Annotated in this window: 27 protein-coding genes and 1 tRNA gene; 22 read left to right on the top strand and 6 right to left on the bottom strand. The window is 71.1% G+C overall.

The annotated features are described in order from the left end of the window. The first annotated feature begins 2 nt into the window (after positions 1-2). The 3 genes from NP095_RS10785 to NP095_RS10775 are packed head-to-tail and all read left to right on the top strand — an operon-like array spanning position 3 to position 1,044. Entirely contained in the window at positions 3-212 is a 210-nt protein-coding gene (locus NP095_RS10785; RefSeq protein ID WP_232418903.1) for an RNA polymerase subunit sigma-70, read from the top strand. After that, entirely contained in the window at positions 212-739 is a 528-nt protein-coding gene (locus NP095_RS10780) for a Clp protease N-terminal domain-containing protein (RefSeq protein ID WP_232418904.1), read from the top strand. Before NP095_RS10785 ends, NP095_RS10780 begins: the two co-directional genes overlap by 1 nt. A gap of 38 nt (positions 740-777) precedes the next feature. Continuing rightward, positions 778-1,044 carry a hypothetical protein gene (locus NP095_RS10775; protein WP_232418906.1) on the top strand — a complete coding sequence of 89 codons (267 nt, stop codon included), beginning with the start codon at positions 778-780 and terminating at the stop codon, positions 1,042-1,044. On the opposite strand, the gene NP095_RS10770 is transcribed toward NP095_RS10775, so the two are convergent. Beyond that, a complete protein-coding gene (locus tag NP095_RS10770; protein WP_232418908.1) occupies positions 1,034-2,068 on the bottom strand; it encodes a GNAT family N-acetyltransferase in 1,035 nt (344 codons plus the stop codon). The two genes, NP095_RS10775 and NP095_RS10770, sit on opposite strands and share 11 nt — an antisense overlap. Positions 2,069-2,190: 122 nt before the next feature. Here NP095_RS10770 and NP095_RS10765 point away from each other — a divergent pair, with 122 nt between their 5' ends. Both NP095_RS10765 and lysX read left to right on the top strand, forming a co-directional pair. Next, the gene (locus tag NP095_RS10765) at positions 2,191-2,853 is read left to right on the top strand and encodes a DUF998 domain-containing protein (RefSeq protein ID WP_232418910.1); all 663 of its coding nucleotides are present in this window, start codon (positions 2,191-2,193) and stop codon (positions 2,851-2,853) included. After that, a complete protein-coding gene (gene lysX, locus NP095_RS10760) occupies positions 2,846-6,193 on the top strand; it encodes a bifunctional lysylphosphatidylglycerol synthetase/lysine--tRNA ligase LysX (RefSeq protein WP_232418911.1) in 3,348 nt (1,115 codons plus the stop codon). Before NP095_RS10765 ends, lysX begins: the two co-directional genes overlap by 8 nt. Before the next feature lie 21 nt (positions 6,194-6,214). Here the strand turns inward: lysX and NP095_RS10755 are convergent, their stop codons facing one another. Then, the gene (locus NP095_RS10755; protein WP_232418913.1) at positions 6,215-7,219 is read right to left on the bottom strand and encodes a hypothetical protein; all 1,005 of its coding nucleotides are present in this window, start codon (positions 7,217-7,219) and stop codon (positions 6,215-6,217) included. A 106-nt stretch (positions 7,220-7,325) separates the two neighbouring features. On the opposite strand from NP095_RS10755, the gene NP095_RS10750 reads away from it, so the two are divergent. Next, positions 7,326-7,889, top strand: coding sequence for a TetR/AcrR family transcriptional regulator (locus NP095_RS10750; protein WP_232418916.1), 564 nt, complete (start codon positions 7,326-7,328; stop codon positions 7,887-7,889). Positions 7,890-7,913: 24 nt separating this feature from the next. On the opposite strand, the gene NP095_RS10745 is transcribed toward NP095_RS10750, so the two are convergent. After that, positions 7,914-7,985, bottom strand: a tRNA-Arg gene (locus NP095_RS10745). 54 nt (positions 7,986-8,039) lie between these two features. On the opposite strand from NP095_RS10745, the gene NP095_RS10740 reads away from it, so the two are divergent. From NP095_RS10740 to NP095_RS10725, 4 genes are read left to right on the top strand one after another with little or no spacing between them, the layout of a single operon-like run. Further along, entirely contained in the window at positions 8,040-8,420 is a 381-nt protein-coding gene (locus tag NP095_RS10740) for a response regulator (protein WP_232418918.1), read from the top strand. A gap of 22 nt (positions 8,421-8,442) precedes the next feature. Then, a complete protein-coding gene (gene argS, locus NP095_RS10735) occupies positions 8,443-10,104 on the top strand; it encodes an arginine--tRNA ligase (RefSeq protein ID WP_232418920.1) in 1,662 nt (553 codons plus the stop codon). A 2-nt stretch (positions 10,105-10,106) separates the two neighbouring features. Further along, positions 10,107-11,501 carry a diaminopimelate decarboxylase gene (gene lysA / locus NP095_RS10730; protein WP_232418922.1) on the top strand — a complete coding sequence of 465 codons (1,395 nt, stop codon included), beginning with the start codon at positions 10,107-10,109 and terminating at the stop codon, positions 11,499-11,501. A 40-nt stretch (positions 11,502-11,541) separates the two neighbouring features. Continuing rightward, on the top strand, positions 11,542-12,165 hold the full coding sequence (locus tag NP095_RS10725) for a DUF1345 domain-containing protein (RefSeq protein ID WP_232418924.1): 624 nt from the start codon (positions 11,542-11,544) through the stop codon (positions 12,163-12,165). Positions 12,166-12,171: 6 nt separating this feature from the next. On the opposite strand, the gene NP095_RS10720 is transcribed toward NP095_RS10725, so the two are convergent. Continuing rightward, positions 12,172-13,758, bottom strand: a complete 1,587-nt coding sequence (locus tag NP095_RS10720) for an aspartate:alanine exchanger family transporter (RefSeq protein WP_232419090.1) — start codon at positions 13,756-13,758, stop codon at positions 12,172-12,174. Between the two features lie 107 nt (positions 13,759-13,865). Between NP095_RS10720 and NP095_RS10715 the strand changes: the two genes are divergently transcribed. The 5 genes from NP095_RS10715 (at position 13,866) to NP095_RS10695 (ending at position 19,930) form a co-directional block, all read left to right on the top strand. Continuing rightward, the gene (locus tag NP095_RS10715) at positions 13,866-15,182 is read left to right on the top strand and encodes a homoserine dehydrogenase (protein ID WP_232419091.1); all 1,317 of its coding nucleotides are present in this window, start codon (positions 13,866-13,868) and stop codon (positions 15,180-15,182) included. After that, positions 15,182-16,246, top strand: a complete 1,065-nt coding sequence (gene thrC, locus NP095_RS10710) for a threonine synthase (protein WP_232418925.1) — start codon at positions 15,182-15,184, stop codon at positions 16,244-16,246. Before NP095_RS10715 ends, thrC begins: the two co-directional genes overlap by 1 nt. After that, positions 16,243-17,121, top strand: a complete 879-nt coding sequence (gene thrB, locus NP095_RS10705; RefSeq protein WP_232418927.1) for a homoserine kinase — start codon at positions 16,243-16,245, stop codon at positions 17,119-17,121. Before thrC ends, thrB begins: the two co-directional genes overlap by 4 nt. 153 nt (positions 17,122-17,274) lie before the next feature. Then, entirely contained in the window at positions 17,275-19,356 is a 2,082-nt protein-coding gene (gene rho / locus NP095_RS10700) for a transcription termination factor Rho (protein WP_404801095.1), read from the top strand. A gap of 91 nt (positions 19,357-19,447) precedes the next feature. Next, complete coding sequence (locus tag NP095_RS10695; protein WP_232418930.1) at positions 19,448-19,930, top strand: glutathione peroxidase; 483 nt, start codon at positions 19,448-19,450, stop codon at positions 19,928-19,930. 6 nt (positions 19,931-19,936) lie between these two features. Here the strand turns inward: NP095_RS10695 and NP095_RS10690 are convergent, their stop codons facing one another. Continuing rightward, positions 19,937-20,266, bottom strand: a complete 330-nt coding sequence (locus NP095_RS10690) for a hypothetical protein (protein ID WP_232418931.1) — start codon at positions 20,264-20,266, stop codon at positions 19,937-19,939. Between the two features lie 153 nt (positions 20,267-20,419). Here NP095_RS10690 and rpmE point away from each other — a divergent pair, with 153 nt between their 5' ends. The 3 genes from rpmE to prmC all read left to right on the top strand — a co-directional run bounded on the left by rpmE (position 20,420) and on the right by prmC (position 22,613). Next, the gene (gene rpmE, locus NP095_RS10685) at positions 20,420-20,626 is read left to right on the top strand and encodes a 50S ribosomal protein L31 (protein ID WP_078700513.1); all 207 of its coding nucleotides are present in this window, start codon (positions 20,420-20,422) and stop codon (positions 20,624-20,626) included. 83 nt (positions 20,627-20,709) lie between these two features. Then, positions 20,710-21,771: a peptide chain release factor 1 gene (gene prfA / locus NP095_RS10680; protein ID WP_232418932.1), complete on the top strand. Its 1,062-nt coding sequence runs from the start codon at positions 20,710-20,712 to the stop codon at positions 21,769-21,771. Next, complete coding sequence (gene prmC, locus NP095_RS10675) at positions 21,771-22,613, top strand: peptide chain release factor N(5)-glutamine methyltransferase (RefSeq protein WP_232418934.1); 843 nt, start codon at positions 21,771-21,773, stop codon at positions 22,611-22,613. The genes prfA and prmC overlap by 1 nt, the downstream gene beginning before the upstream one ends. Positions 22,614-22,628: 15 nt before the next feature. Here prmC and NP095_RS10670 read toward each other — a convergent pair whose 3' ends face one another. Further along, entirely contained in the window at positions 22,629-23,504 is an 876-nt protein-coding gene (locus NP095_RS10670) for a DMT family transporter (RefSeq protein ID WP_232418936.1), read from the bottom strand. Between the two features lie 124 nt (positions 23,505-23,628). Here NP095_RS10670 and NP095_RS10665 point away from each other — a divergent pair, with 124 nt between their 5' ends. The 4 genes from NP095_RS10665 to atpB all read left to right on the top strand — a co-directional run bounded on the left by NP095_RS10665 (position 23,629) and on the right by atpB (position 26,745). Then, positions 23,629-24,282, top strand: a complete 654-nt coding sequence (locus NP095_RS10665) for an L-threonylcarbamoyladenylate synthase (protein WP_232418938.1) — start codon at positions 23,629-23,631, stop codon at positions 24,280-24,282. After that, entirely contained in the window at positions 24,275-25,399 is a 1,125-nt protein-coding gene (locus NP095_RS10660; protein ID WP_232418940.1) for an MraY family glycosyltransferase, read from the top strand. Before NP095_RS10665 ends, NP095_RS10660 begins: the two co-directional genes overlap by 8 nt. Beyond that, complete coding sequence (locus tag NP095_RS10655; protein WP_232418942.1) at positions 25,396-25,806, top strand: hypothetical protein; 411 nt, start codon at positions 25,396-25,398, stop codon at positions 25,804-25,806. Before NP095_RS10660 ends, NP095_RS10655 begins: the two co-directional genes overlap by 4 nt. Positions 25,807-25,932: 126 nt before the next feature. Further along, positions 25,933-26,745, top strand: coding sequence for a F0F1 ATP synthase subunit A (gene atpB, locus NP095_RS10650; protein WP_232418944.1), 813 nt, complete (start codon positions 25,933-25,935; stop codon positions 26,743-26,745). The last annotated feature ends 43 nt before the right edge of the window (positions 26,746-26,788 follow it).

Genomic DNA, 26,788 nt, shown 5'->3' with positions numbered 1-26,788 from the left:
GCATGGCCACCGACGCACTGACGGATGCAGCAGCCGGCGACGACCCCGCGGCGGGCCTGCGGGCCGTCCGCTCGCTGCGTGAGCTCGCGGACCGGCTCGAGACGCTGCAGGTCGCTCGAGCCCGTGAGCTGGGCTGGTCGTGGCAGCAGGTCGCCGAGGCCCTCGGCGTCACCAAGCAGGCGGTCCACAAGAAGCACGGCAGGAGCAGCTGATGTTCGAGCGATTCACGAAGGAAGCACGGACGGCCGTCACGACGGCCCAGGAGGTCGCGCGGGACGCGTCCACGAGAACGATCGACACCCGGCACCTGGTGGTCGCCCTGGCGCGTGAGGCCGGACCCGCGCGCGAGGCGCTGCGTGACGCCGGGGTGGACGCGGCGGCCCTCGTCGCCTCGGCCACGACCGAGCTGCGGGCCGGCGGACTCGACGCCGATGCGCTGGCCGGCATCGGCATCGACCTCGAGGCGGTCCGGCGCGAGGCCGACCGCACCTTCGGCGCCGATGCGCTCGATCGGGCGGCGCGACGCTCCGGCGGGCACATCCCCTTCACGACGGATGCCAAGAAGTCGCTCGAGCTCGCCCTGCGCGAGGCGATCCGGCTCAAGCACCGCACGATCGACGGCCGGCACCTGCTGCTCGGCGTGCTGCGGGCGAACGGTCCCGGCGTCGCGCTGCTCGTGCGTCACGGCGTCGATCCTGACGCCGTCCGCGTGGCGGCCGAGCGTCCGCACGCCGCCTGATCCGTGCGCGCCACGCGTCGTCCGGGAAGGATGGACCGGTGACCGTGTACCTGGCGTGGACCGAGGAGCAGCCCGACGACCTGGCCGGACCGTGGCAGGAGATCCGGGCGATCGCGCCGGGGCTGTGGCTCGTGGAGAGCACCGAGACCCTCTCGGTGGTCTATCACGCGCTGAAGTGGTCGCTGCCCGACGAGGCGGCTCTCCTCGTGTCGCCGGTCGACCGCACACCGAAATCGCGCGGGATGCAGCCGGGCACCACGACGTGGCTGCGCGAGCGGACGGATCCGGCCGGGGTCAGTCGCTGAGGTCGAGGTCCTTGAACCAGGACTCGGTCACGTACTCGGTCTCCCAGCCCAGCGAGCGGTAGAGCTCGTCCGCCTTCGTCGGGGAGTCGGCGTCGACCTCCAGCGTCACCCGGTCCCGGCCGTGGCGCGCCGCGTCGGCGATCACGGTGGCCAGCAGGGACTTCGCGACCCCGCGCCCCCGGGCGGCCCGGTTGACCCCGATGTACTCGACGTAGGTGCCCTGGGTGCCGCCCTCGGGTGCCGCCTGGGACGAGCACACGACGGTGCCCGCCGGGACGTGCGCGCCCTCGTCGGTCTCGACGTAGGCCAGCCACCAGTGGTCCCAGCTGTGGCCCGGGTCCTCGCGCAGGCGCTGGACGAACTCCGAGAAGCTCTCGCGGTAGGAGTTGAAGTGGTCCTGGAACGAGGTCTCGAGCATCTGGTGCACGATCTGCAGGTCGGAGGCGACCGGCATGCCGTTCTCGTGGCGCTCGACCGGGCGGACCATGACGCCCTCGCGGGGGGTCAGCGAGGCCTCGTCCGCGGTGGCCGGCCGGGTCATGTGCAGCCAGGTCCGGCGCTTGGCGTAGCCGGCCTCCGTCAGCCAGCCGGCCTGGCGCGTGTCGTCGGCGAACGGGCTCTCGTCCAGGCGGGTCGCCTCGACACCGCGGAACCGCGCCATGGCCACGGCCGCGGACTCGGCCCACGCGTAGAACACGGCGGCGATCTCGTCGATCTCGGGGACGTCACGGTCGAAGTAGCCCCAGATCAGTGCCCGCCCGGCGGCGCGATCGTGCACGGTGATCCAGGCGCGGGGGATGTCGTCCGGACCGACGGCGACCAGCTGACGACGGGTCCATGACGCCTGTCCGGCGACCTCCGACTCGATGCCGGCCGGATCGACGTGGGCCTCGCCGGTGCCCTGCAGCTCGTCGAGCCGTCTGAGCTCCACGAGTGCGCCGATGTCGGCGTAACCGGGCACGCGGGCACGCCACGGGCTGGGCAGTTCGGGAAGGGCCAGGGTGCTGTCGTTCGTGTCGGGCATCGGAACCATTGTGGTGGAAGGAACGACGGGCGGCCCACTCGTGGGTCGATGTCACATTCGGGCGAGGACCGACGGCGCGCTCAGCCATGGCAGCGAACCGCGACGTCCTGTTAACTGACGGCATGCGCATGCGCCCCGTCGCATGTCTCGCCATCGGGACGGCGGCGGCACTGCTGTACTCCAACTTCCTGATCGACTGGGTGCTGCGCGGATTCGCCGACTCCGACCTGGTCGTGAGCTATCTCGAGACGCCGGGAGAACCCAACTCGGGCCTGCTGCGCATCACCAACGTGGTGTGCGCAGCGCTGGTCATCCTGTTACTGCCGTCGGTCCGGCGCGCGCTTCCGCCGGGATGGGCCGGCTGGGCGTTCGTGGTGGCGACGGCGCTGTTCGCGGCCGGGGCCGTGGGGGCGGCCATCGTCCCGATGCCGTGCGGGCTGGGGGAGGACTGCATCAGCGCTGCCGAACGGCGCGCGGCCGACATCCACGACGTCTTCAGCACGCTGTCCGAGACCGCGCTCTTCGTCGGCGTCGCCGCGGTGTGGTGGGACACGCGCCGGGTCGGCCCTGCCTGGGTCGCCCGCATCGCCTGGTGGCTCTTCTGGCTCGCCGGCGTGGCGTCCACCGCGGTGTTCACCTACTACGGACTCTTCACCGACCACCACGCGGTGACGGCGTACTCCCAGCGCGTTCACATCCTCGGCGTCAGTCTCTGGCTAGCATGCTTGGGAGTCGTTGCGGCCCGTTCCGCGGCGTCGATCGGGAGGGGACCCGGCGATGAGTGATCACGACGCGGAGGACGACGAGGGCCGCGTCGAGAGCCGGCCGGCCTCGCTGAACCGGTGGCCCGACCTCTTCGCCGCGGCGTGGTTCGCCTTCGCCGCCTTCGTCCTCGTCATCACGGTCGTCCCGCCGTGGTACCGCTTCTTCGCCGCGAGCGAGGACCCCGTCTCACTCCTCGTGGTTCCGGTCCTTCCGGGTTTCGTCTACGCGTCGCTGATCTACGTCGTCGCCGTGGCGTTGCGGCGCCGGCTGCGGCTGGCGCTGATCACCGTGGTGCTCTGGTGGTTCGTCGTGCCGTCGGTCGGGCGCGTCCTGGCCGTGGCGGACGGGGAGAACCTGGCCCTGAACCTCATCGGGCTGGCGGTGAGCGTCGCGGTGGTGACGCTCGCGTGGCGTGTCCGGGACGAGTTCACCGCCCGGTGGGTGCCCCGCATCGTGCTGCGCGCTGCCTTGGTCTTCGTCGGCGGCGGGGTGGTGATGCTGTTCACGTGCGCGGGCCTGGTCCGGATGTTCGGGACCGCCGCGGACTTCGGCGAGGCCGCGGGCTACGTGGAGGCGTCGATGCTGGCCGACATCGGCCGTTCGGGGGTGGACCTGACCAGCGACGGCGTGACGGCGCCGATCTGGGTGAGCCTCGTGATCGCGGTCTTCGGTGCCTCGGTCGTGCTGGGCTCCGCGCTGATCGCCTTCTGGGTCCCCGGCGAGGGCCACGGCCTCTCGGCACTCGACGAGGCCGTGGTGCGCGGAATGCTGCGCGATCACGGTCAGGAGGACTCGCTGGGCTACTTCGCGACGCGCCGCGACAAGGCCGTCGTGTGGGACACCGGCGATCCGGCGACGGCGCACGCCGGGGTGTCCTTCCGCGCGGTCGGATCGGTCTCCCTGGCCAGCGGCAACCCCGTCGGGGACCCCGAGTACTGGACCGCCGCCATCGACGCCTGGCAGGCGTGGTCGCGTCGCCAGGGCCTGTCGCTGGCGGTGATGGGCGCCGGGCGCCAGGGCGCCCTCGCCTACGCCGACGCCGGGCTGACCATGCTCGACATCGGCGACGAGGCCGTGGTCGACATGGCCGAGTTCTCGCTGAACGCTCCCGGCATGAAGGACGTCCGTCGATCGGTGCATCGGATGCAGCGGCGGGGTTACACCGCGGCCGTCGTCCGGCACTCGGCGCTCGAGCCGGAGGACTTCGCGGCGCTCGCCGAGGCGGCCGAGCACTGGCGTGGCGACGGGGGCGACGAGCGAGGGTTCTCGATGGCGCTGGGTCGGCTGGGCGATCCGCTCGACGGCGACTGCGTCCTGGTCCGGGCGACCGACGAGACCGGCCGCCTGCGCGGGTTCCTGAGCTTCGTCCCGTGGGGCCGGACCGGACTCTCCCTGGACCTCATGCGGCGCGACCCCGCCGCCGCCAACGGCCTCGTCGAGTTCCTCGTGGCCTCCCTCGCGGCGGAGGCTCCCCGGATGGGGGTCGGCCCGGTCTCGCTGAACTTCGCCATGTTCCGCGAGGCGTTCGAGCGGGGAGCGGAGGTCGGCGCCGGCCCGGTGGCCCGGGTGTGGCGCCAGGGTCTGCTGGTCGCCAGCCGGACGTGGCAGCTCGAGTCGCTCTACCGCTCGAACGCGAAGTACCTGCCCCAGTGGCAGCCCCGGTACATGGGGTACGAGTACACCTCCGACCTGCCGCGCGTCGGGATGGCCGCGGGCAGCGCGGAGGGCTTCCTGACGGTGCCGTCGATCAGCCTCCTGCGTCGCCGCGGCCGGCGCGAGGAGGGGCTCGCCTCCGGACAGGACGACTACGCGGAGCAGGTTCGCGCGCTGGTGCCACCCGAGCGCGACGTCGTGGCGGAGGCGCTGGCGCTCGACCACCTGTCCGAGCAGATGCGCGTGCGCCGACTCAAGCTCGAGCGGCTGCGCGAGGCGGGGGGCGATCCCTATCCCGTCACGGCCCCGCGCACCCACACCCTCGCCGAGGTCCGTGCCGAGGCGGGCGAGATGGCCCCGGACACCGAGAGCGGCACGGTCGTGTCCGTGGTGGGCCGCGTGATCCTCAAGCGCGACATGGGCCGGTTGGGCTTCGCGACCCTGCGCGACGGCAGCGGCGACCTGCAGGTGATGGTCGACGCGAAGCACCTCGGCGACGACGACCGCGACTTCTGGGTGCACGCGGTGGACCTGGGCGATCAGGTCGGGGTGACCGGTGAGGTCGTCACGACGCGCAAGGGCGAGCTCAGCGTCCGGGCGACGGCGGTGATGATGACCAGCAAGTCCCTGCGCCCGCTGCCGGACAAGCACCTGGGCCTGACGGACCCGGAGGCTCGGGTCCGGCGTCGCTACGTCGACCTCATCGTCCGGCCGGACGCCCGCACCGTCGCCTACCAGCGGGCGACGGTGGTGCGCACCATCCGCGACTCGCTCCATGCCCGGGGGTTCACCGAGGTCGAGACGCCGATCCTGCAGACCGTCCACGGCGGGGCGAACGCCCGTCCGTTCGAGACGCACATCAACGCCTACGACATGGATCTCTACCTGCGCATCGCGACCGAGCTGCACCTCAAGCGCCTGCTGGTCGGCGGCATGGAGCAGGTCTTCGAGGTGGGCCGTCAGTTCCGCAACGAGGGCGTGGACTTCAAGCACAACCCGGAGTTCACGTCGCTCGAGGTCTACGAGACCTACGGCGACTACGACAGCATGCGGCGGCTGACGCAAGCCTTGGTCCAGGAGGCCGCCACGGCCGTCCACGGAGCCCCCGTCGCCCGGCGGCGCGACGCCGACGGCAAGGCCGTCGAGTACGACCTGTCGGGGGACTGGCCCGTCAAGACGATGTGCGAGGCCGTCTCGGACGCCCTGGGCGAGGAGGTCACGGCAGACACCCCGATCTCCGAGCTCCTGCGCCACGCCGAGCGCGTCGGCGCCGAGCTGGGCGAGAACCCCTCGTGGGGGGCCGTGCTCGAGGGCATCTACGAGCCGATGTGCGAGAGCCGGACCACGACGCCGGTCTTCTACACCGACTTCCCGAAGGACAACGCGCCGCTCACCCGCGTCCACCGCAAGGATGCGCGACTCGCGGAGAAGTGGGACCTGGTGATCTTCGGAGCGGAGCAGGGAACCGCCTACTCGGAGCTGATCGATCCGGTGGACCAGCGCGAGCGACTGGTCGCCCAGTCGTTGCTCGCCGCGGCGGGGGACGCCGAGGCGATGCAGGTGGACGAGGACTTCCTGGCGGCCCTGGAGTACGGGATGCCGCCGACGGGCGGCATGGGCCTGGGGATCGACCGCCTCGTCATGAACCTGACCGGACTGAGCATCCGTGACACGATCCTCTTCCCCCTCGTGAGGCCCCAGCGCTGATCGCGGGACCTCACGCGGTGGTCAGTCGGCGACGACGGTGTCGCGGCGTGCGGCGCGCCGGGTTCCCACGGCGTGCAGGACGAAGCCCGCGACGATCCATCCGGTCAGCGTGAGCGCAGCGCCCAGCCCGCCCGCCCCGTCGAAGTACGCGGCCGATCGGACCAGTGCTCCGGCTGCGCCGGGCGGCAGCAGCTGGCCCAGGTCGCCCAGTCCCGACGGGAGCCAGGCGCCGGTCGTGGCGATGCCCGCGAGCGGGTTGCCCAGGAACATCATCGAGGCGGCGCCGATCGTGAAGCCCTTGGCGCCCAAGGCCTGTTGGAGGCCGGCGAGCGGGATGGCGAGCGCGGCGATCCCCAGGGCCATGGCGCCCGCGACGGGCCAGAAGGAGTCGTCGATGCTGCCGAACCAGAAGCGCAGCACGGCGGCGACGATGACGCCGCCGGCGAGGGCGAAGGTGCCGAGTCCGGCCAGCTTCCAGCGGTTGCTGGAGAAGAGGCTGCGGAACGCGACGACGGGGACGATGCCGCCGAAGACCAGCGGGAAGGCCAGGCCGCCGATGCCGATCCCGGTGGGGTCGGCCTCGGGCAGGGGGACGACGTCGGACACGGCGACGGGCAGGGCCGTGGCCTGGCCGACGGCCTGCGCCGTCGCGGTCAGCGAGCCGGAGATGGCGGTCGAGCCGGCACTCGCGACGTGGACCTCGAGCCCGTTCGGGCCGGCGACGAGGCCGCCGTGGACGGTCCGGTCCGCGATCGCGTCGTCGAGGTCCTCGGCCGAGGAGAAGGCCTCGACGGCGTACGCGCCGGGGGCCGCCTTCTCCAGCGCCGTCTCGACCTGTGTGACCGCAGCGGGGTCGCCGGCGATGCCGAGCGGCAGGTCGTGGGCTCCGCTCTTGAGTGAGGGCAGGATGAACAGCGCCAGCAGCGCGATCAGGATCGCGCCCAGCGCGGCGGTCAGGCCCGCCAGCCTGGCCAGGGGCGGGACGCTCCGGCGCGTGCGGGGCTCGGTCGTGGTGGGGGTTGTCATGCGGGGGACCTCGTCTTCCAAGCGGACGACTTTCCTCCGCTTATGCGGAAGATAATCCTCCGGTTAGGATGACAAGTCAAATCGACCCAGCAGCGAGGAGACGCCCATGAGGGCAGATGCGGCCAGGCGTCGCGAGGCGATCGTCCACGCGGCCAGGTCGCTGGTCGCGGCCCGGGGCAGTGACGTGGCGCTGGACGCGGTGGCGGAGGCCGCCGGGGTGGGGATCGGGACGCTGTACCGCAACTTCGACTCCCGAGCGGCCCTGCTCGACGAGGTCGCGCTGTCGATCCTGTCCGACGTCCGCACGGCGACGCGCGAGACCGCGGACCGCCTGGGGGAGACGTCCCAGGAGGCCTGGGACGAGTTCGTGCACCGGCTGGTCGGGCTGGAGCTCGGCGCGCTGACGGCAGCGCTGGCCGACCATGCCGGAGAGGCGCTGTCGCCCGAGGTGCAAGCGGCGCAGGACGAGGCACTGGCCGGTGTGGGCCGGCTGCTGGAGGCCGTGCAGGGCGCGGGCCTGGTGCGCCGGGACCTGACGGCGCTGGAGCTCGTGACCACGGTCGGGATGATCACGCGCCCGGTGCCGGAGTCGGTGCGCCGTGCGGCGCCGGACCTGCGGACGCGGCTGGTGTCGATCCTGTCGAGGGGCCTGCGCCCCGAGGACTCGTGATCGTGCGCTGCCCTGAATGAACGGTGCCCCCGGCAGGATTCGAACCTGCGCTCCCGCCTCCGGAGGGCGGTGCTCTATCCCCTGAGCTACGGGGGCCGTTCACGGCGTTGCCGCGGGAACCTACGGTAGCGCACCGGTAGCGTGGGGGCCGTGCCCCCCACCGTGCTGGTCGTCGACGACACGGCATCCATCCGATTCCTGATTCGCACGAACCTCGAACTGGCCGGATTCGACGTGATCGAGGCTGCGGACGGCCAGGACTGTCTCGACGTCCTGGCCGGTCTCGAGACGCTGCCCGACGTCATCACGATGGACATGATGATGCCGCGCATGGACGGCGTCACCGCCATCACCCGCGTGCGGGCGAACCCGCGCTTCGCGGGGGTGGGCCTCGTGATGGTCTCGACCCAGAGTCAGCAGATCGATCTCAACCGCGCGGCGGCCGCCGGGGTCGACGAGTACGTGACCAAGCCGTTCGACCCCGACACCCTGGTCGCGACCGTCCGCCGGGTCCTCGAATCTCGCCGCTAGCGTGCGCCGATAGGCTGTTCCGGTGACCCCCGAGCAGCTTTCCGACGCCATCGTCGCCGCCCTCACGTCCCTCGTGGACGCCGGCCGCGTGACCCTCCCCGACCCGGTTCCGAGCCAGGTCCGCGTCGAGCGACCGAAGGTCAAGGAGCACGGCGACTACGCCACCAACATCGCGATGCAGCTGGGCAAGAAGGCCGGCATGAACCCGCGCGAGTTCGCCGAGCTGCTCGCCGCCGAGCTGGCCAGCACCGAGGGCATCTCGGCCGCCGAGGTCGCCGGACCGGGCTTCCTGAACATCCGCGTCTCCGCCGGCGCACAGGGTGAGATCGCGCGGAACGTCCTGGAGGCGGGGGCCGCGTACGGCCACGGCGCGCCGACCGGCCGCTCGATCAACATGGAGTTCATCAGCGCCAACCCGACCGGCCCGCTGCACCTGGGCCACACGCGCTGGGCCGCCGTCGGCGACGCCATCGCGCGCGTCATGGCCGCTGCCGGCAACGAGGTCACCCGCGAGTTCTACATCAACGACCGCGGCAACCAGATGGACAAGTTCGGCGCCTCGCTGATGGCCCGCGCGCACGGCGAGGAGCCGCCCGAGGACGGGTACCACGGTGCTTACGTCGCCGATCTGGCCGCGCGGATCGTCGAGGCCGATCCGGGCATCACGTCGCTGCCGCGGGACGAGCAGACGATCGCGTTCCGTGAGGCCGGCTATGCGTTGCAGCTCGCCGAGCACAAGTCCGAGCTGGCGGAGTTCAACACCCACTTCGACGTGTGGTTCTCCGAGCGCTCGCTGCACGAGTCCGACGCGGTCGAGCGCAGCCTCGCGCGCCTGCGCGAGCAGGGCCGGCTGTTCGAGGCCGAGGGTGCCACGTGGATGCGCACGACGGACTTCGGCGACGACAAGGACCGGGTGCTGCTGCGCGGCAACGGCGAGCTGACCTACTTCGCCTCCGACACGGCCTACTACGTCGACAAGCGCGACCGTGGCTTCGAGACCTGCATCTACCTGCTGGGTGCCGACCACCACGGCTACGTCGGTCGCCTGAACGCGATGGCGGCCTGCGTGGGGGACACCCCCGGTGAGCAGATCGAGGTGCTGATCGGCCAGCTGGTCAAGATCCTGCAGAACGGCCAGGAGCTCAAGCTCAGCAAGCGCGCCGGCACGATCGTGTCGCTGCGCGAGCTGATCGACCTCATCGGCGTCGACCCGCTGCGGTACACCCTGATCCGGTACCCGACCGACTCGCCGCTGACGCTCGATGTCGCCGAGATGACCCGCAAGAGCAACGACAACCCGGTCTACTACGTGCAGTACGCGCACGCCCGGCTCTCCTCGATCGTGCGCAACGCTGCGGATCTGGGACTCACCGCCGACCTCGAGTCCTTCGACCCGTCGCAGCTGTCCGAGGAGCGCTCGGGTGCCCTGCTGCGGGCGCTGGCCGAGTTCCCGCGCGTCGTCGCCCGCGCTGCCGAGCTGCGCGAGCCGCACCGGGTCGCGCGGTACCTCGAGGAGACCGCCTCGACGTTCCACAAGTTCTACGACGAGTGCCGCGTCCTCCCGCAGGGGGACGAGGAGCCGACCGACACCCACCGGGCACGTCTGGTCCTGGTCGCGGCGACGCGTCAAGTCCTGGCGAACGGCCTCGACCTGCTCGGCGTCTCCGCGCCGGATCGGATGTGACGATGCGCTCCCACGAGGCAGGCGCCCTGCACGGACAGGCCGGCAGCAGGGGCCCGGAGTGGCTCCGTGAGCCGGACGACGCCAACCAGCTCGTCCCGCAGCTGTGGGCGGCCAACGTCAGCAAGGTCGACGGCGTCCTGACGGTCGCCGGCGAGTCCGCGCCCGAGCTGGCGCAGGAGTTCGGCACGCCGCTCTACGTCGTCGACGAGGACGACTTCCGGTCCCGGGCCCGCGCCTTCCGCGACGCGTTCCCGACCGCCGACGTCTACTACGCCGGCAAGGCCTTCCTCTGCGTCGCCACGGCCCGCTGGATCGCCGAGGAGGGCCTCAACCTCGACGTGTGCACCGGTGGCGAGCTGGCCGTCGCGCTGCGTGCGGGCTTCCCGACCGAGCGCATCGGCCACCATGGCAACAACAAGTCCGTCGCCGAGCTGCGCCGGTGCCTCGAGGTCGGCGTCGGCCGCATCGTCATCGACTCCTTCGAGGAGATCGAGCGACTCGACGCCCTCACCGCCGAGCTGGGTGTCCGGGCGCCGGTCATGGTGCGTGTCACCGCCGGCGTCGAGGCGCACACCCACGAGTACATCTCGACCTCGCACGAGGACCAGAAGTTCGGCTTCTCGATCTCCGATGGCGCAGCGCTCGACGCCGTGCAGCGCGTGCTGGCCACCGACGGCCTGGACTTCCTCGGGCTCCACTCGCACATCGGCTCGCAGATCTTCGTCACCGACGGCTTCGAGGTGGCCGCCCGCCGGGTCCTGCGTCTGCATGCGCAGATCGCCCGCGAGCTCGGTGTCACGGCGCCCGAGCTCGACCTCGGCGGCGGCTTCGGCATCGCCTACACGACCCAGGACGATCCCCGGGCCCCCGAGGACCTGGGCAGCGAGATCGTCAAGATCGTCACCGACGAGTGCGCCGCGCTCGGCATGGACGTGCCGCAGCTGTCGATCGAGCCCGGCCGTGCCATCGCCGGCCCGTCCACGTTCACCCTCTACGAGGTCGGCACCACCAAGGCGGTCGGCCTCGACAACGGCGGCTCGCGACTCTACGTCTCGGTCGACGGCGGGATGAGCGACAACCTCCGCCCCGCGCTCTACGGCGCCGACTACTCGTGCACGCTCGCCTCCCGCGAGTCGCACGCCCGCCCCGTGCTGGCGCGCGTCGTGGGCAAGCACTGCGAGTCCGGCGACATCGTCGTCAAGTCCGAGTTCCTGCCGTCGGACGTGGCCGCCGGCGACCTGCTGGCCGTCCCGGGGACGGGCGCCTACTGCCGCTCGCTGGCCAACAACTACAACCACGTGCCGCGCGCGGCCGTGGTGGCGGTCCGAGACGGCGAGGCGCGGTTGATCCTGCGTCGCGAGACCGAGGACGACCTGCTCGCGCTCGACGTCGAGTGAGCGCGCGGCGGGGCCGCCGGAACCGGCCTACGCTGCGAGAGTGAACCGGGGAGCCAGCCATCTGCTGTTGATGGTCGTCACCGGGGTCCCGGCCGGGATCCTGGCGGCGGTGCTCGCGGCCGGACCGGTCGCCCCCGTCATCGGCTGGGGAACGGCCTGTGCCGCGTACGTCCTGCACATCTACCTGACGACCCGGCGCCTGGACGCGACCGGCACGCGGGCGCACGCGCTGGAGACCGACCCGTCGCGACACTTCACGGAGGCCGCGATGGTGCTGGCGACGGTCGCCAGCTTCGGCGCCGTCGGCTACATGCTCGTGACCCAGGCCGACACCCACGCGGCCGAGCGGGTCCGTGCGCTGCTGGCGGTGGGCAGTGTGGCGTGCTCGTGGATCATGATCCACACGCTCTACACGCTGCGCTACGCCGGCGCCTACTACAGCGGGCCGGCGGGCGGGGTCGACTTCAACACCGAGGACCCGCCGCGCTACGGCGACTTCGCCTACATGGCCTTCACCGTGGGGATGACCTACCAGATCGCCGACACCAACCTGCAGAGCAGCCGACTGCGGTCGCTCACCCTGCGTCACGGATTGCTCTCGTACCTGTTCGGCACGGTCATCCTCGTCACCGCGATCAACCTCGGGGCGAACTTCGTCCGGTGACGGCGGCTACAGCACGACCAACAGCTGCGCGAGGATGATCTTGACGACCATGGCCGCCGGATAGACCAGCGCGTACCCGAGAGCGACCCGCGGGTCGTGGCCGGTGCGCGCGTTGGCGAACGCCAGCAGCGCCGGCTGGGTGTGGCTGCCCGCGACGATGCCCGCGAGCCGGATGCGGCCGACCTTGAAGCCCCACCGCATGACCGTGTAGATGCCGATGCCGACCGTGGTCGTCACGACGGCACCGGTCACGAGCAGGTTCAGGACCTCGCCGTCCGTGAACGCGGTGATGATCTGCGATCCGGCGCGGGTGCCCGCGTACGCCAGGAACACCAGCAGGCCGAGCTCGACCATGACCGAGGCGGCCGTGTGCGGCAGCGTGGTGGCGACGCGGCCCACCCGGCCGAGCCGGCCCATCACGAGTCCCACCAGCAGGGTGCCCGCCGCGGCGCCCACCATCACCGATCCGAACCCGGGCACCGGGACGGCGACCTGTCCCAGTCCCAGCCCGAGGGCGAAGCCTGCTCCGAGGGCCACCGGGTTGACGTCGGTCAGGCCGCGCGACGAGTCGCCGAGCTCGCGGCTGACCTCGCCGATGGTCTCCGGCGGAGCGACGACGCGCACCCGGTCGCCCAGCTGCAGCATCAGGTCCGGCGTGGCCACGAAGTCGACGTCCCCGCGCCGGACCCGGGTGATCCCCGCGTCGAAGCGGCGCCCGAGGTCGCGGTCCAGGTCACCGACCCGGCGTCCGGCCAGGCGAGGGTCGGAGATCGTGATCCGGCGGAAGTCCAGGGAGGACCGGTCCCGGGTCAGGTCGTGCGAGGAGGCGTGCCCGAGCTCTCGGCAGCATGCCTCGACCTCCTCTCGTGGTCCGACCACCGTCACGAGATCGCCCGGGCCGACGCGGGTGTCCTCGAGCACCGGTTCGGGAGGAGTGTGGGCGCCGTGGGCGACCCGGGAGAACGTCAGGCGGTCGCCGTGGCGGTGACGCAGGTCGGCGACCGAGACGCTGCTGTCGCCCTCGACCCGCACCGTCAGGTCCGTGATCTCGGCGGGGGTGTCGCGATCGCGCTCACCGCGGCTCACCGCCAACCCGGTGACGAACAACATCGCGACCACGCCGTAGAGGTAGGCCGTCGCGTATCCGACCGTCGCCTGCGGGGTGCCGCCTGCGGCGGCCAGGGCCGGGGTGTTGTTGACGGCGCCCGCGAAGGCGCCGGCGATCGCCTCCGAGTTCAGTCCCAGCGCCCGGCCCACGACCGCTCCGGCGCCGGCCGCGAGGATGAGGATCCCCGCGACGGCCAGGACCACCTGCCACGCCGATCTCAGGGTCGTGAAGAAGCTGGGCCCGGCCAGGATGCCGGTGGCGAACGCGAACAGGGCCAGGCCCATGCTGCCCAGCAGCTCGGGGACCTCCAGCGTCACGTCGTACGTGGTGCCCAGGGCCGTGAGGGCGATGGCGACGAAGAGGACGGCCACGGGTCCCAGCGAGACGCCGCCGACCCCCAGGCGTCCGGCCGCCGATCCCAGTGCGATCAGCAGTCCGAGCAGGATCAGGGGCTGGTCGCCGAGGAACTCGAGAACACCCACCATGTGACCCACCCCCCAACTCTGAAATCGATTCTGCCACCGCCCGAGCCGCCGTGTACTGGACGCGACCGCGAGCGACGCCACCCCGCCGATAGGCTGACCCGGTGACCATGCCCCCGTTCGAGGCTCCCGACGGAGCCCGCCCGATCCGCATCGCGATGCTCGGCTGCGGTGTCGTCGGCACCGAGGTCGCCCGATTCCTGGTGCGCGACGCCGAGGAGCTCGGCCGACGTGTCGGCGCTCCGGTCGAGCTGGTCGGCATCGCCGTCCGCCGGATCGACCGCACCCGCGACCTGGATCTGCCCGCCGACCTGTTCACGACCGACGCCATGGGCCTCGTGACCCGAGGCGACCTCGACGTCGTGATCGAGGTCATCGGCGGCATCGAGCCGGCCCGTGAGCTGATCCTCGCGGCGCTCGAGAGCGGTGCGTCCGTCGTCACCGCGAACAAGGCGCTGCTGGCCGAGGACGGGGACAGGCTCTACGAGGCCGCCCTCAAGGCCGAGCGCGACCTCTACTACGAGGCCGCCGTCGCCGGGGCGATCCCGATCGTCCGCCCGCTGCGCGAGTCCCTCGCCGGCGACCGGGTCGAGCGCGTCCTGGGCATCGTGAACGGCACCACGAACTTCATCCTCGACGCCATGACCTCCACGGGCGCCAGCTTCGACGAGGCACTTGACGAGGCGCAGCGTCTCGGGTTCGCCGAGGCCGACCCGACGGCCGACGTCGAGGGCTTCGACGCCGCCGCCAAGGCGGCCATCCTCGCGGGCCTGGCCTTCCACACCCGCGTGACGATCGCCGACGTCCACCGCGAGGGCATCACCGAGGTCACCGCGGCCGACGTCAGCTCCGCGGAGGAGATGGACTGCGTCGTCAAGCTGCTGGCCATCTGCGAGATCAACGCCGAGGGCACGGCCGTCTCGGCGCGCGTCCACCCGGCGATGATCCCCAAGACCCACCCGCTGGCCAGCGTGCGTGGCGCCTACAACGCCGTCTTCGTCGAGAGCGAGGCCGCCGGCCAGCTCATGTTCTACGGACCGGGCGCCGGTGGCGCGCCGACGGCCAGTGCCGTCCTCGGCGACGTCGTCACGGTCGCGCGGCACCGCGTGGAGGGCGTCTACGGCCCCGGCGAGACCGCGCACGCGCAGGTCGAGGTCCTCGACATCGGCCGGGCCCGCACGCGTTACTACGTGTCGATCGACGTCGACGACCGGCCGGGCGTGCTGTCCGCGGTCGCCCAGGCGTTCGCGGTCCACGACGTGTCGATCAGGACGGTCCGCCAGGAGGGCCGCGGCGACGACGCCCAGCTCGTCGTCGTCACCCACGAAGCCGACGACGCCGCGCTTGCGGCGACTGTGGGGCAGATCCGCGACCTGGAGATGGTCCGCGGGGTCTCGTCGGTCATGCGAGTCGAAGGAGTGTCGTGATGGCCAGCCCGTGGCGTGGAGTGATCCAGGAGTACCGGGACCGCATCCCGCTCGACCAGGGAGCGACCGTCGTGTCGCTGGGGGAGGGCGGCACCCCGCTGATCCACTCGGCGTGGCTGTCCGGCATCGTCCGCGGCGACGTGTTCGTCAAGGTCGAGGGTGACAACCCGACCGGCTCCTTCAAGGACCGTGGCATGACCACGGCGATCTCCGCGGCCGTGGCCGAGGGCGCCAAGGCCGTCGTCTGTGCGTCGACCGGCAACACCTCCGCGTCGATGACGGCCTACGCCGCCCGCGCAGGGCTGACGCCCATCGTGCTCGTGCCCCAGGGCAAGATCGCCGCCGGCAAGATGGCGCAGGCGGTCATGCACGGTGGCGACATCATCCAGGTCCGCGGCAACTTCGACGACTGCCTGAACATGTCGCGGGGCCTGGCCAAGGAGTACCCGGTCGCGCTCGTCAATTCGGTGAACCCGATGCGACTCGAGGGTCAGAAGACCGCGGCGTTCGAGATCGTCGACGTCCTGGGTCGCGCCCCCGACCTGCACGTGCTGCCGGTGGGCAACGCCGGCAACATCAGCGCGTACTGGAAGGGCTTCGTCGAGTACCACGAGTCCGGCGATGCCTCCTCGCGTCCGCAGATGTGGGGCTTCCAGGCGGCCGGCGCCGCGCCGCTCGTGCGCGGTGAGGTCGTCCCCGACCCCGAGACCATCGCCACGGCGATCCGGATCGGCAACCCCGCGTCGTGGACGCTCGCCGAGAACGCCCGCGACGAGTCCGGCGGCCGGATCGACGCGGTCACCGACGAGCAGATCCTGCAGGCCCAGCGCGACCTCGGCCGCCACGAGGGCATCTTCGTCGAGCCCGCCTCCGCGGCCGGCGTCGCCGGGCTGCTCGCCGCCGTGGCCGCCGGCGAGGTGCCGACCGGCCTCACGATCACGATCACGGTGACGGGGCACGGGCTCAAGGACATCGACACGCCGCTCTCGCAGATCGGCTCGGTCGTCGACACGGTGGTGGACGCCGACGTGCACGCGGCCGCCGAAGCGGCCGGACTCGCATGACGTTCGTCGACGGGCCGGTCACCGTCCGGGTGCCGGCCACGAGTGCGAACCTCGGGCCCGGCTTCGACTCCTTGGGCATGGCGCTGACCTGGTACGACGAGGTCACCGCCGAGGTCACCGAATCCGGTCTGACGTTCGACATCGAGGGCGAGGGCGCCGATGAGGTGCCCCGCGACGAGACCCATCTGCTGTACCGGGCCATGGCGGCCGCCTTCGACCTGCTGGCCGAGCACCCGTCCGGGCTGCACCTGACCTGTCGCAACACGATCCCGCACGGCCGCGGACTGGGCTCGTCGGCGGCCGCGATCGTCGCCGGTGTCGTGCTGGCGCGGGCGCTCGTGGATGGGGGAGAGGACCGCGTCGACGACCGCACCCTGTTCGGTCTCGCGACCGACCTCGAGGGTCATCCCGACAACGTCGCGCCGGCACTGTTCGGCGGATTCACGATCTCGTGGGTCGACGGCGCCGCGCCCGAGACCCTGCGGCTCGACGTCGACGCCGACGTCACCGTGTTCGTCCCGCCCGAGGCGGTGGCCACGTCCGTGGCGCGCGGTCTGTTGCCGGCCCAGGTGCCGCACGGTGACGCCTCGTTCAACGCCGGCCGTGCCGCCCTGCTCGTCGCCGCGCTGACCGGCGCCCCCGAGCGGCTCATCTCCGCGACGGAGGACCGCCTCCACCAGACCTACCGGGCCGAGGCCATGCCCGAGTCCTACAAGCTGCTGCGGCAACTGCGGGTCGAGGGTGTCCCGGCCGTGGTCTCCGGAGCCGGTCCGACGGTGCTGGCGTTCGCCCATGGGGTGGGCGATCGGACCCCTGACGGATGGGTGGAACGCGAACTTCGCGTGTCATCTCAGGGTGCTGCCCTCGTGCCTTGAGCCGTGCTAGTGTTGAGAGGTCGGAGTCGAGTTTCTCTCCCCGGCACCCTGCCACTTTCAAGCCCGTCGGATACGGGCGATCCTGAACGCGACGTCGGTCCAACCGACAGGCGCCGGAACCAGGAGACGTGGCCTCCCGATAAAGGACAACGTGTGACGGAATCAACCACGGTCGATCCCACTCCCGCGGATGGCGCCGACAAGGCCCCCGCGAAGGCCCCCCGCAAGTCCGGGGGTGCGCTTGGCGGAAAGGTGATCGCCGAGCTCCAGGAGATCGCCGCAGGCCTGGGCATCGAAGGCGCTGCCAAGATGCGCAAGGGCCAGCTGATCGATGCCATCAAGACCGCGCGTGGCGAGTCCAAGCCCGCCGAGGCGCCCCGCGCCACCCAGGACGCCCTCGTCGACGTCCCCGCCGCCGAGACCAAGCCGGCCCGCCGCCGGGCGACGCGCGCCCAGAAGGCCCCCAAGGCCGACCAGGCCGACCAGCCCCAGATCGAGAAGAGCGAGCCGCGCGAGAGCGATCGCGCCGAGCAGCCCGCGACCGCCGAGAAGGCGGACCGCCCCGAGCGTCAGGCCGAGCGCGGCGACAAGACCCAGGGCGACAAGGCCCAGGGCGACAAGGCCCAGGCTGAGAAGACGCAGAGCGACAAGACCCAGGGCGAGAAGGCCCAGGGCGACCGTCGTGAGAGCGACAAGGGCCAGAGCGACCGTCGTGACAACGACGACCGTCGTGACGGCGACAAGAGCCAGGGCGACCGTCGTGACAACGACCGTCGCGACCGCGACGCCGGCGACCGCGAGGGTCGACAGCAGAACCGGAACCAGGGCAACCAGAACCGGAACCAGGACCGCGAGCGCACGCAGGATCGTGAGCGCACGCAGGATCGTGAGCGCACGCAGGATCGTGAGCGCACGCAGGACCGTGAGCGCACGCAGGATCGCGACCGCCACCAGGATCGCGACCGCCACCAGGACCGCAACCAGGGCGGCCAGGGCGAGGACGGCGGTCGCCGTCGCAACCGCCGCGGACGCAACCGCGGCGCCACCGGTACCCGCGGCCTCGAGGTCGAGCCGACCTTCACCGAGGACGACGTGCTCGTCCCCGCGGCCGGCATCTTGGACATCCACGACAACTACGCGTTCGTGCGCACCACCGGCTACCTGCCGAGCGAGAACGACGTCTACGTGTCGATGTCGCTCGTGCGCAAGCTGGGCCTGCGTCGCGGCGACGCGATCACCGGTCAGGTGCGTCAGCCCCGTGAGGGTGAGCGCAAGGAGAAGTTCAACCCGATGGTCAAGGTCGAGACCGTCAACGGGTCGGACGCCGACGAGGCGAAGCGCCGCGTCGACTTCTCGAAGCTGACGCCGCTGTACCCCTCGGAGCGTCTGCGCCTCGAGGGCCAGGCCGGCGGCCTGACCGGTCGGGTCATCGACCTCGTCTCGCCGATCGGCAAGGGCCAGCGCGGCCTCATCGTCTCGCCGCCCAAGGCCGGCAAGACGATGGTCATGCAGCAGATCGCCAACGCGATCACCGAGAACAACCCCGAGTGCCACCTGATGATCGTCCTGGTGGACGAGCGTCCCGAGGAGGTCACCGACTTCCAGCGCACCGTCAAGGGCGAGGTCATCGCCTCGACCTTCGACCGCCCGGCGTCCGACCACACCACCGTGGCGGAGTTGGCGATCGAGCGGGCGAAGCGCCTGGTCGAGCTGGGCCACGACGTCGTCGTGCTGCTGGACGGCATCACGCGTCTGGGTCGCGCCTACAACCTCGCCGCCCCGGCGTCCGGCCGGATCATGTCCGGTGGCGTCGACTCCTCGGCGCTGTACCCGCCGAAGAAGTTCTTCGGCGCGGCGCGCAACATCGAGGACGGCGGCTCGCTGACCATCCTGGCCACCGCGCTCATCGAGACCGGCTCGCGCATGGACGAGGTCATCTTCGAGGAGTTCAAGGGCACCGGTAACTGGGAGCTGCGTCTGCGTCGCGAGTTCGCGGACAAGCGCATCTTCCCGGCGATCGACGTCGACGCCTCCAGCACGCGCCGCGAGGAGCTGCTGATGGCCCGCGACGAGCTGGCCATCGTGTGGAAGCTGCGTCGCCTGCTCTCGGGCCTGGACGGCCAGCAGGGCCTCGAGCTCATCCTGGGCAAGCTCAAGAAGACGCAGAACAACGTCGAGTTCCTCATGGAGATCAACAAGACGATGCCCGGCGGCGCCAGCAACGGCGACGACTGAGCTCTCAGCGACTCCATCGACCGGCCCGGTCCCCGCAAGGGAGCCGGGCCGGTCGCGTGGGGCGTGGGGGAGCGCGGGCTATTCTCGCGACATGACCACCGCCTGGGACTTCAGCGCCACGACCATCGACGGCATCGACCGGCAGCTGGCCGACTACCGGGGCAAGGTCGCCCTGGTCGTCAACACGGCCTCCCAGTGCGGCTTCACGCCCCAGTACGGGCCGTTGCAGGAGCTCTACGACACCTATGCCGACCGCGGCTTCGTGGTCCTGGGCTTCCCGTGCGACCAGTTCGGCCACCAGGAGCCCGGCGCCGAGGACGAGATCGCCACGTTCTGCGAGTCCACGTTCGGTGTCCAGTTCCCGATGTTCGCGAAGGTCGACGTCAACGGTGACGGCGCGCACCCGCTGTTCCGCTGGCTCAAGAGCGAGAAGAAGGGCATCCTCGGCGGCGCCATCAAGTGGAACTTCACGAAGTTCCTCGTCGACCCGCAGGGCAACGTGGTCAAGCGCTACGGCTCGACGACCAGCCCCAAGGACATCGCGGCCGACATCGAGGCCCTGCTGCCGAGCTGACTCCGGTCAGGCGTCGGGGTTCTTGCGCCGGCGTCCGACGCGCTTGGACTCGTCATCGGTCGAGATGATGGGCGAGCGCCGCGGGACGGGGCGCTGCTCGTTGCGCAGGGTCGAGTCGTCCTCGGAGAAGGTCCGTCGGGCGCTCGTCGCCACGACGATGCCGACGACGGTCAGGATCACCCAGACCAGCGCGGCCACGAGCCCGACGGCCGCGAGCACGGTGGCGGCCCGGTTGGTGCCGTACTCGACCGAGATGTAGGCCGCCGCACCACCCAGCACGACGAACATCACCAGACTGATGGCGATGGTCTTGAGTTTCCCGCTCCTGTCGGCCATGGCGTCATAGTAGGCGCTCACGGGTCAGGAGGGGAGTCGGGAACAGATGGGGCCCGATTTGGGTTATGGAACTAGAGACTGGCACAATCGATCCTTGGTTCCGGTTCACGGTTCGCGCCCGCGTCCGACCCGGCGACCTCACGAGAGGACATCATGAAGAAGGACATCCACCCCGCGTACGTCGAGACCCAGGTGACCTGCACCTGTGGCAACTCGTTCACGACCCGCAGCACGGCCACCGAGGGTTCCCTCCGCGCCGATGTCTGCTCGGCCTGCCACCCGTTCTACACGGGCAAGCAGAAGATTCTCGACACCGGTGGCCGCGTGGCCCGGTTCGAGAAGCGCTACGGCAAGAAGTAGGACTTCTCCGGCGCCGGTCGCTCCCTTGCAGAGCGGCCGGCGCCGTTGTCGTGTCCGGACACCCGAGCGCAGGAGTTGAGGTCATGTTCGAAGCCGTCGAGTCGCTGATCGATGAGCATGCGGAGCTGGAGGGGCAGATGGCCGATCCGGCCGTCCACTCCGATCCCCGTCGCGCCCGCGACCTGGGCCGGCGGTACGCCGAGCTGACCGCGATCATCCGCGCCTACCGCGACTGGCAGCACGCCCGCGAGGACCTCGTGGCCGCCCAGGAGCTCCACATGGACGACGAGGCGGCCGATCTCGAGCGCCGCGTGCCCGAGCTGGCCGAGCGCCTCGAGCGCATGCTGGTGCCGCGCGACCCCGCCGACGGCAAGGACGTCATCCTCGAGATCAAGGGCGGCGAGGGCGGCGACGAGTCCGCCCTGTTCGCCGCCGACCTGCTGCGCATGTACTCGCGGTTCGCCGAGCGCCGCGGCTGGAAGGTCGAGGTGCTCGACGCGACCGAGACAGCGCTGGGCGGCTACAAGTCGGTCACCGCGGCGGTCAAGGCCAAGGGCACGCCCGAGCCCGGCCAGGCGCCCTACGCCCTGCTCAAGTTCGAGGGCGGCGTCCACCGCGTCCAGCGCGTTCCCGTGACCGAGTCGCAGGGCCGGATCCACACGTCCGCCGCCGGGGTGCTGGTGCTGCCGGAGGCCGAGGACGTCGACGTCCAGATCAACGACAACGACCTGCGGATCGACGTGTTCCGGTCGTCCGGCCCCGGTGGCCAGAGCGTCAACACGACCGACTCGGCGGTGCGGATCACGCACCTGCCCACCGGGATCGTCGTCAGCTGCCAGAACGAGAAGTCGCAGCTGCAGAACAAGGAGCAGGCGATGCGCATCCTGCGGTCGCGGATGCTCGACGCGGCCCAGGCCGCGGCCGACGCCGAGGCCTCCGACGCGCGCCGCTCCCAGGTCCGCACGGTGGATCGCTCCGAGCGCGTGCGCACGTACAACTTCCCCGAGAACCGGATCTCGGACCATCGCACGGGATTCAAGTCCTACAACCTCGACCAGGTGATCGACGGAGCGCTCGACGACGTGATCGGCTCGCTCGTCGAGGCTGACCTGGCCGAGCGCCTGGCCGCGCTGGAGGACCGCTGATGAGCACCCGGCGGTTGCTGGAGGAGGCGGCGGCACGGCTCGAGGAGGGTGGCGTCGGATCGCCGCGCCACGATGCCGAGGTCCTGCTCAGCCACGTCACCGGCGTGCCGCGCGCGCTGCTCACCCTCACGGCCCGCGTGGACGACGTCCAGCGCCGGACCTACCTGGAGATGATCGACGCGCGCGCCCGGCGGGTCCCGCTGCAGCACATCACCGGGACGGCCGCGTTCCGCTACGTCGACGTCGAGGTCGGGCCGGGTGTGTTCGTGCCGCGGCCCGAGACCGAGCTGCTCGCCGGCTGGGCGATCGACGCGGCACGTGCCGTGGCGGGGGAGGGCCGCCCGCCGGTCGTCGTCGAGCTGTGCGCCGGGTCCGGAGCGATCTCGCTCTCGATGGTCCATGAGATGCCGCAGGCGCGCGTCCACGCCGTCGAGCTCGACGAGGGCGCGTTCGCGTGGGCCCTGCGCAACCTCGACGGAACGGGCGTCGACCTGCGTCGCGGGGACATGGCCGACGCCTTCCCCGAGCTCGACGGGACGGTCGACGTCGTCGTCGTGAACCCGCCGTACATCCCGCTGGACGCGTGGGAGTCCGTGGCCCCCGAGGCCCGCGACCACGATCCCCAGCTCGCGCTGTGGTCCGGTGACGACGGGTTGGACGCCATGCGGATCGTCGAGCAGGTCGCCTGGCGGCTGCTGCGCTCCGGCGGTGTCGTCGGGGCCGAGCACGCCGACGCCCAGGGCGAGAGCGCGCCCGCCGTCTTCACGGACCGCTGGGCCGAGGTTCGCGACCACCGCGACCTCGCCGACCGCCCCCGGTTCGTCACTGCTCGCCGTCCCTGAGCGGGCGGCAGGCCGTCAGTCTGCGACGACGTGGGTGCGACTGCCGGCGTCCGCGATGCGGTACAGCCCCCAGGCGATGCCGACGAGGCCGATCGCCTGGACCAGCAGAGCGCCCGGCGTCGTGGGCAGCGACTCGTCGAACAGCAGGGCGCCCAGCAGGATCGACAGCAGCACCGACGTCACGTTGAGGACCGGCATCGAGTGCGAGAGGCGCGAGAGCTGGTAGGCGCGCTGGTTCAGCGACATCGCCAGGAAGGCGCACGGCAGCAGGACCCACGGCGACCAGGTCAGGAGGAAGCCGGGGACGCCATGGTCGCTCACCGCGGTGCCGACGACCTTCATCAGGCAGGCGGTGATGCCGAAGAGCATCCCGGCCGTCATGCCCAGGACGAAGGCAGCCATCCCGCGACGCGGCAGCTGGTTGGCCAGCCGGGTGACGAGGAGGGCGATCACGACGCCCACGCCGGCGACGGACAGCATCGCGACGGTCGGAGCGTCGCTTCCCTGATGGCTGGTGTCCGCGACCGAGACGACCGCGATCAGCGACAGGACGGTGACGAGGACGCCCGCGAGCTCGTTGACCTTCGGCAGGCGGCGCTCCAGCGACGACCGGACCACGACCGCGAGGACGACCCCGAGCAGGATGATGGGCTGGACGAGCGACAGCGTGCCGAGGTTCAGGGCGACCGCGTGCAGGAACCAGGCCACCAGGCCGATCGTGCTGCCCACGAGCCACCGGGGGCTGCGCAGCAGCTGCAGCAGCACCATCAAGGGGTGCGTCACCGTGAGGTGGACGCGGCCGGCGGCGAGGTGCTGGAACGACGTCGAGAAGGCGAAGCCGAGCGCCGAGCTCAGTGCGAGCGCGGCCGCGAGGGTCGGGGAGGGGGTCATGACGTGGCGACCGCCGGGCGGTCGACCGCGGCCGCGGAGGAGTTGGGCATCTGCTCGATCCTACCGATTCGCTCCTTGGTGGCCGCACGCATGGGTGCCGTCACCGCCCCCTAACCTTGGAAGCATGAGGTTCGACTGCGCGACCGAGCTCGACGCCGGCGTCACCGCCGCCGTGGCGGCCCTGCGTGATGGTGAGCTGGTGGTCCTGCCGACGGACACCGTCTACGGGATCGCCGCCGACGCGTTCGACGCGACCGCCGTCGCCCGCCTGCTGCGTGCCAAGGGACGTGGGCGCGACATGCCGCCTCCGGTCCTGATCGCGGAGCCGGCCACCCTCGACGCGCTCGTCGCCGAGCGCCCGCCTCTCTGGCTCCAGACCATGCTGGACGACCTGTGGCCCGGTCCGCTCACCGTGGTCTTCCGCGCGCAGCCGTCGCTCACGTGGGACCTGGGGGAGACCCACGGGACCGTCGCCGTCCGCGTGCCCGACGACGACCGCACGCGTGCCGTCCTGCGCCAGGCCGGACCCAGTGCCGTCAGCAGCGCCAACCTCAGCGGACAGCCGGCGGCGACGTCGGTCGACGAGGCGGAGGCGATGCTCGGCGAGAGCGTCCGGGTCTACCTCGACGGCGGGCCCACCGCCGGCGCCACGCCCTCGACGATCCTGGACGTGACCGGACCCGTGCCGCGGGTGTTGCGTCAGGGTGCGGTCGATCTGGCCACGCTGCACACCTACAACAACACGATCGAGCCCGCCGGCGGTGGAGCCGGTGCGTGAGTACCTCGTCGTCTTCGGCGTCGCGATCGGCGTGGCGTACCTGCTGTCGTCGCTCGCGCGCCAGAGTGCCCAGCAGTTCGGCGCCGTCGCGAAGGTCCGCGACCGCGACGTGCACGCCATCCCGACGCCCTACTTCGGTGGACCCGCGATGCTCGGCGGCCTGGTCGCGGCCTATCTGACCGCCACCAACCTGCCGTTCCTGTCCGGCGGCGACGAGTCGCTGTTCGCCGACCTGCGTGCCGTCCTCGTGGGCGGTTTCGTGATCTGTCTGGTCGGCGTGATCGACGATCTCTTCGAACTCGATGCGCTCAGCAAGTTCGCGGGACAGGTGCTGGCCGGCGTCATCACCGTGGCGATGGGCCTGAACTTCGTCTACCTGCCGCTGCCCAACACCTACCTGGGGCTCGACCAGGCCCAGGCGATGATCCTGACCGTCTTCCTGATCGTGGCCACCGCCAACGCGATGAACTTCGTCGACGGGCTCGACGGGCTGGCCGCGGGCATGGCCGCCATCGGCTCGATCGCCTTCTTCGTCTACGCCTTCGTCCTCGCGGTCGAGAACGGCGAGACCCGTGCGGTCGCGGCGGCGATCCTGACCATCAGCCTGGCGGGCGCCTGCCTGGGGATCCTGCCGCACAACTTCTTCCCGGCCCGGATGTTCATCGGCGACTCGGGGTCGATGCTGCTGGGCTTCGTCCTGGCCTGCTCCTCGATCAGCCTCACGGGCCAGTTCCCGGCCACGAGCCTCTCGGAGGGGATCGGCGGCGCCGACTCGAGCCTGTTGCCGGCGGCGATACTGCCGCTCGTCCTGCCGTTCGCGATCCTGACGGTCCCGTTCCTGGACATGGGCCTGGCCGTCCTGCGCCGCACGCGGGCGGGCCGCTCGCCGTTCAGCCCCGACAAGATGCACATCCACCACCGCCTGCTCGAGATCGGCCACTCGCACCGTCGTGCCGTGCTGCTGATGTACGCGGCGGCGGCCCTCGTGGCCTTCGGCGTCGTGGCGATCGGCCTGTTCAGCGGCTGGCAGCTCTTCGTCGCCATCGCCGTGCTGACCGCGCTCGTCGCGGCGGCCATCTTCCTCCTCCCGAAGCTGGAGTCGCGACTGTGGACGTGAAGCGCAGGAGCGGGATCGTCCCGGTCGTGCTGGCCGTCGCCGCCTGGACCGTCGTGGCCGCGCTGATCGGGGGACAGGACGCAGCCGTGGCCGCGGCCGTCGCCGCAGTCATCGTCGTGGTCTTCTTCGGCTCGACCCAGGTGGTGCTGGGCCCGATCGCCCAGTACCTTCCGGGCGCGTCCTTGGCGGCGGCGTTGCTGTTCTACGGCACGAAGGTGCTGGCGCTGGGCGTCGTCGTGGTGGTGCTGCTGGACCCCGAGGGGCCCGGCCGTCACCTCGACGACGGGTGGTTCACGGCGACGCTCATCGGCGGCTCGCTGGTGGCTGTGACGTGGCTCGTGATCGCCGATCTGCGGGTTCGTCACGCGATCTACGACCTCGATGACCGAGGTCACCCGGACGCCTGATAATCTCGTACTCGCTGCGGCGGTCACGTGCCCTCGCAGCCCGCGCACCAGATGCGCACCACGACGTCGACCGAAGCGGTACCAGCGCTCGCGCTGCCGGCCGCGCCAGAATGTAAAGGGTGGTCTGTGACCAACACCGCGCTGCTCAACGCCGGGTCCCAGTTCCGCGCTTCGGGTGATGGCCCGTACATCCCCGGACCGTCGAGTTTCGAGCTTCCTGCCGTCTTCGAGGTCGCCGGGCTCGGTGTCACCAAGCCCATGCTGCTGCTGGCTCTGTCCGTCGTGCTGATCGCCGGCTTCTTCGCCGCCTCGGCCCGCCCCGCGGCCGTCGTCCCCGGACGCCTGCAGTTCGCCGGTGAGTACGTCTACGGCTTCGTCCGTGGCCTCGCCCGGGACAACATCGGGTCGGATCAGTTCAAGCCGTACATGCCGATCCTGTTCTCCTTCTTCACCTTCATCCTGGCGAACAACTACTACGGCTTGGTCCCGGTGCTGCAGTTCCCGTCGCCGGCGCGGATCGGCTTCCCGGTCGCGCTCGCGCTGTGCGCCTGGCTCCTCTACAACGGCGCCGGCATCCGCAAGCACGGCTTCTTCGGCTACCTCAAGCTCCAGACGGTGCCGTCGGGCATCAAGGGCCCGGTGCTCGCGCTGTTGATCCCGCTGGAGTTCGTCTCCAACATCCTGGTCCGCCCGCTCACGCTGGCGCTGCGACTCTTCGCCACGATGTTCGCCGGCCACCTGCTCCTGATCCTGTTCTCGATGGGCTCGCACTACCTGATCTTCGACAAGGGCGGTCTGCACATCCTGTCCGGCCTCGGCTCGGGCGTGATGTTCCTGCTCATCAGCGTGCTGGAAGTGTTGATCATGTTCCTGCAGGCCTACGTCTTCACCCTGTTGACCGCGATCTACGTGGGCGGGGCGATCGCGGACGAGCACTGAGTCCGCGAACTGACAACTTCATAGCCTCACGAGTTACCACCAC

The sequence above is a fragment of the Aeromicrobium duanguangcaii genome (assembly GCF_024508295.1).
In the GTDB taxonomy this organism is placed as follows: Bacteria; Actinomycetota; Actinomycetes; order Propionibacteriales; family Nocardioidaceae; genus Aeromicrobium; species Aeromicrobium duanguangcaii.
Note: the sequence above shows the minus strand (reverse complement) of the source record. Positions and strands in the feature narration are given on the sequence as shown.

Excerpts from the sequence above, each read along its gene's own strand:
- NP095_RS10785 (WP_232418903.1), top strand. The coding sequence starts at position 3 with ATGGCCACCGACGCACTGACGGATGCAGCAGCCGGCGACGACCCCGCG.
- NP095_RS10780 (WP_232418904.1), top strand. The coding sequence starts at position 212 with ATGTTCGAGCGATTCACGAAGGAAGCACGGACGGCCGTCACGACGGCC.
- NP095_RS10770 (WP_232418908.1), bottom strand. The coding sequence starts at position 2,068 with ATGCCCGACACGAACGACAGCACCCTGGCCCTTCCCGAACTGCCCAGC.
- NP095_RS10765 (WP_232418910.1), top strand. The coding sequence starts at position 2,191 with ATGCGCATGCGCCCCGTCGCATGTCTCGCCATCGGGACGGCGGCGGCA.
- lysX (WP_232418911.1), top strand. The coding sequence starts at position 2,846 with ATGAGTGATCACGACGCGGAGGACGACGAGGGCCGCGTCGAGAGCCGG.
- NP095_RS10755 (WP_232418913.1), bottom strand. The coding sequence starts at position 7,219 with ATGACAACCCCCACCACGACCGAGCCCCGCACGCGCCGGAGCGTCCCG.
- NP095_RS10750 (WP_232418916.1), top strand. The coding sequence starts at position 7,326 with ATGAGGGCAGATGCGGCCAGGCGTCGCGAGGCGATCGTCCACGCGGCC.
- lysA (WP_232418922.1), top strand. The coding sequence starts at position 10,107 with ATGCGCTCCCACGAGGCAGGCGCCCTGCACGGACAGGCCGGCAGCAGG.
- NP095_RS10720 (WP_232419090.1), bottom strand. The coding sequence starts at position 13,758 with ATGGTGGGTGTTCTCGAGTTCCTCGGCGACCAGCCCCTGATCCTGCTC.
- NP095_RS10715 (WP_232419091.1), top strand. The coding sequence starts at position 13,866 with ATGCCCCCGTTCGAGGCTCCCGACGGAGCCCGCCCGATCCGCATCGCG.
- thrC (WP_232418925.1), top strand. The coding sequence starts at position 15,182 with ATGGCCAGCCCGTGGCGTGGAGTGATCCAGGAGTACCGGGACCGCATC.
- thrB (WP_232418927.1), top strand. The coding sequence starts at position 16,243 with ATGACGTTCGTCGACGGGCCGGTCACCGTCCGGGTGCCGGCCACGAGT.
- NP095_RS10695 (WP_232418930.1), top strand. The coding sequence starts at position 19,448 with ATGACCACCGCCTGGGACTTCAGCGCCACGACCATCGACGGCATCGAC.
- NP095_RS10690 (WP_232418931.1), bottom strand. The coding sequence starts at position 20,266 with ATGGCCGACAGGAGCGGGAAACTCAAGACCATCGCCATCAGTCTGGTG.
- rpmE (WP_078700513.1), top strand. The coding sequence starts at position 20,420 with ATGAAGAAGGACATCCACCCCGCGTACGTCGAGACCCAGGTGACCTGC.
- prfA (WP_232418932.1), top strand. The coding sequence starts at position 20,710 with ATGTTCGAAGCCGTCGAGTCGCTGATCGATGAGCATGCGGAGCTGGAG.
- prmC (WP_232418934.1), top strand. The coding sequence starts at position 21,771 with ATGAGCACCCGGCGGTTGCTGGAGGAGGCGGCGGCACGGCTCGAGGAG.
- NP095_RS10670 (WP_232418936.1), bottom strand. The coding sequence starts at position 23,504 with ATGACCCCCTCCCCGACCCTCGCGGCCGCGCTCGCACTGAGCTCGGCG.
- NP095_RS10665 (WP_232418938.1), top strand. The coding sequence starts at position 23,629 with ATGAGGTTCGACTGCGCGACCGAGCTCGACGCCGGCGTCACCGCCGCC.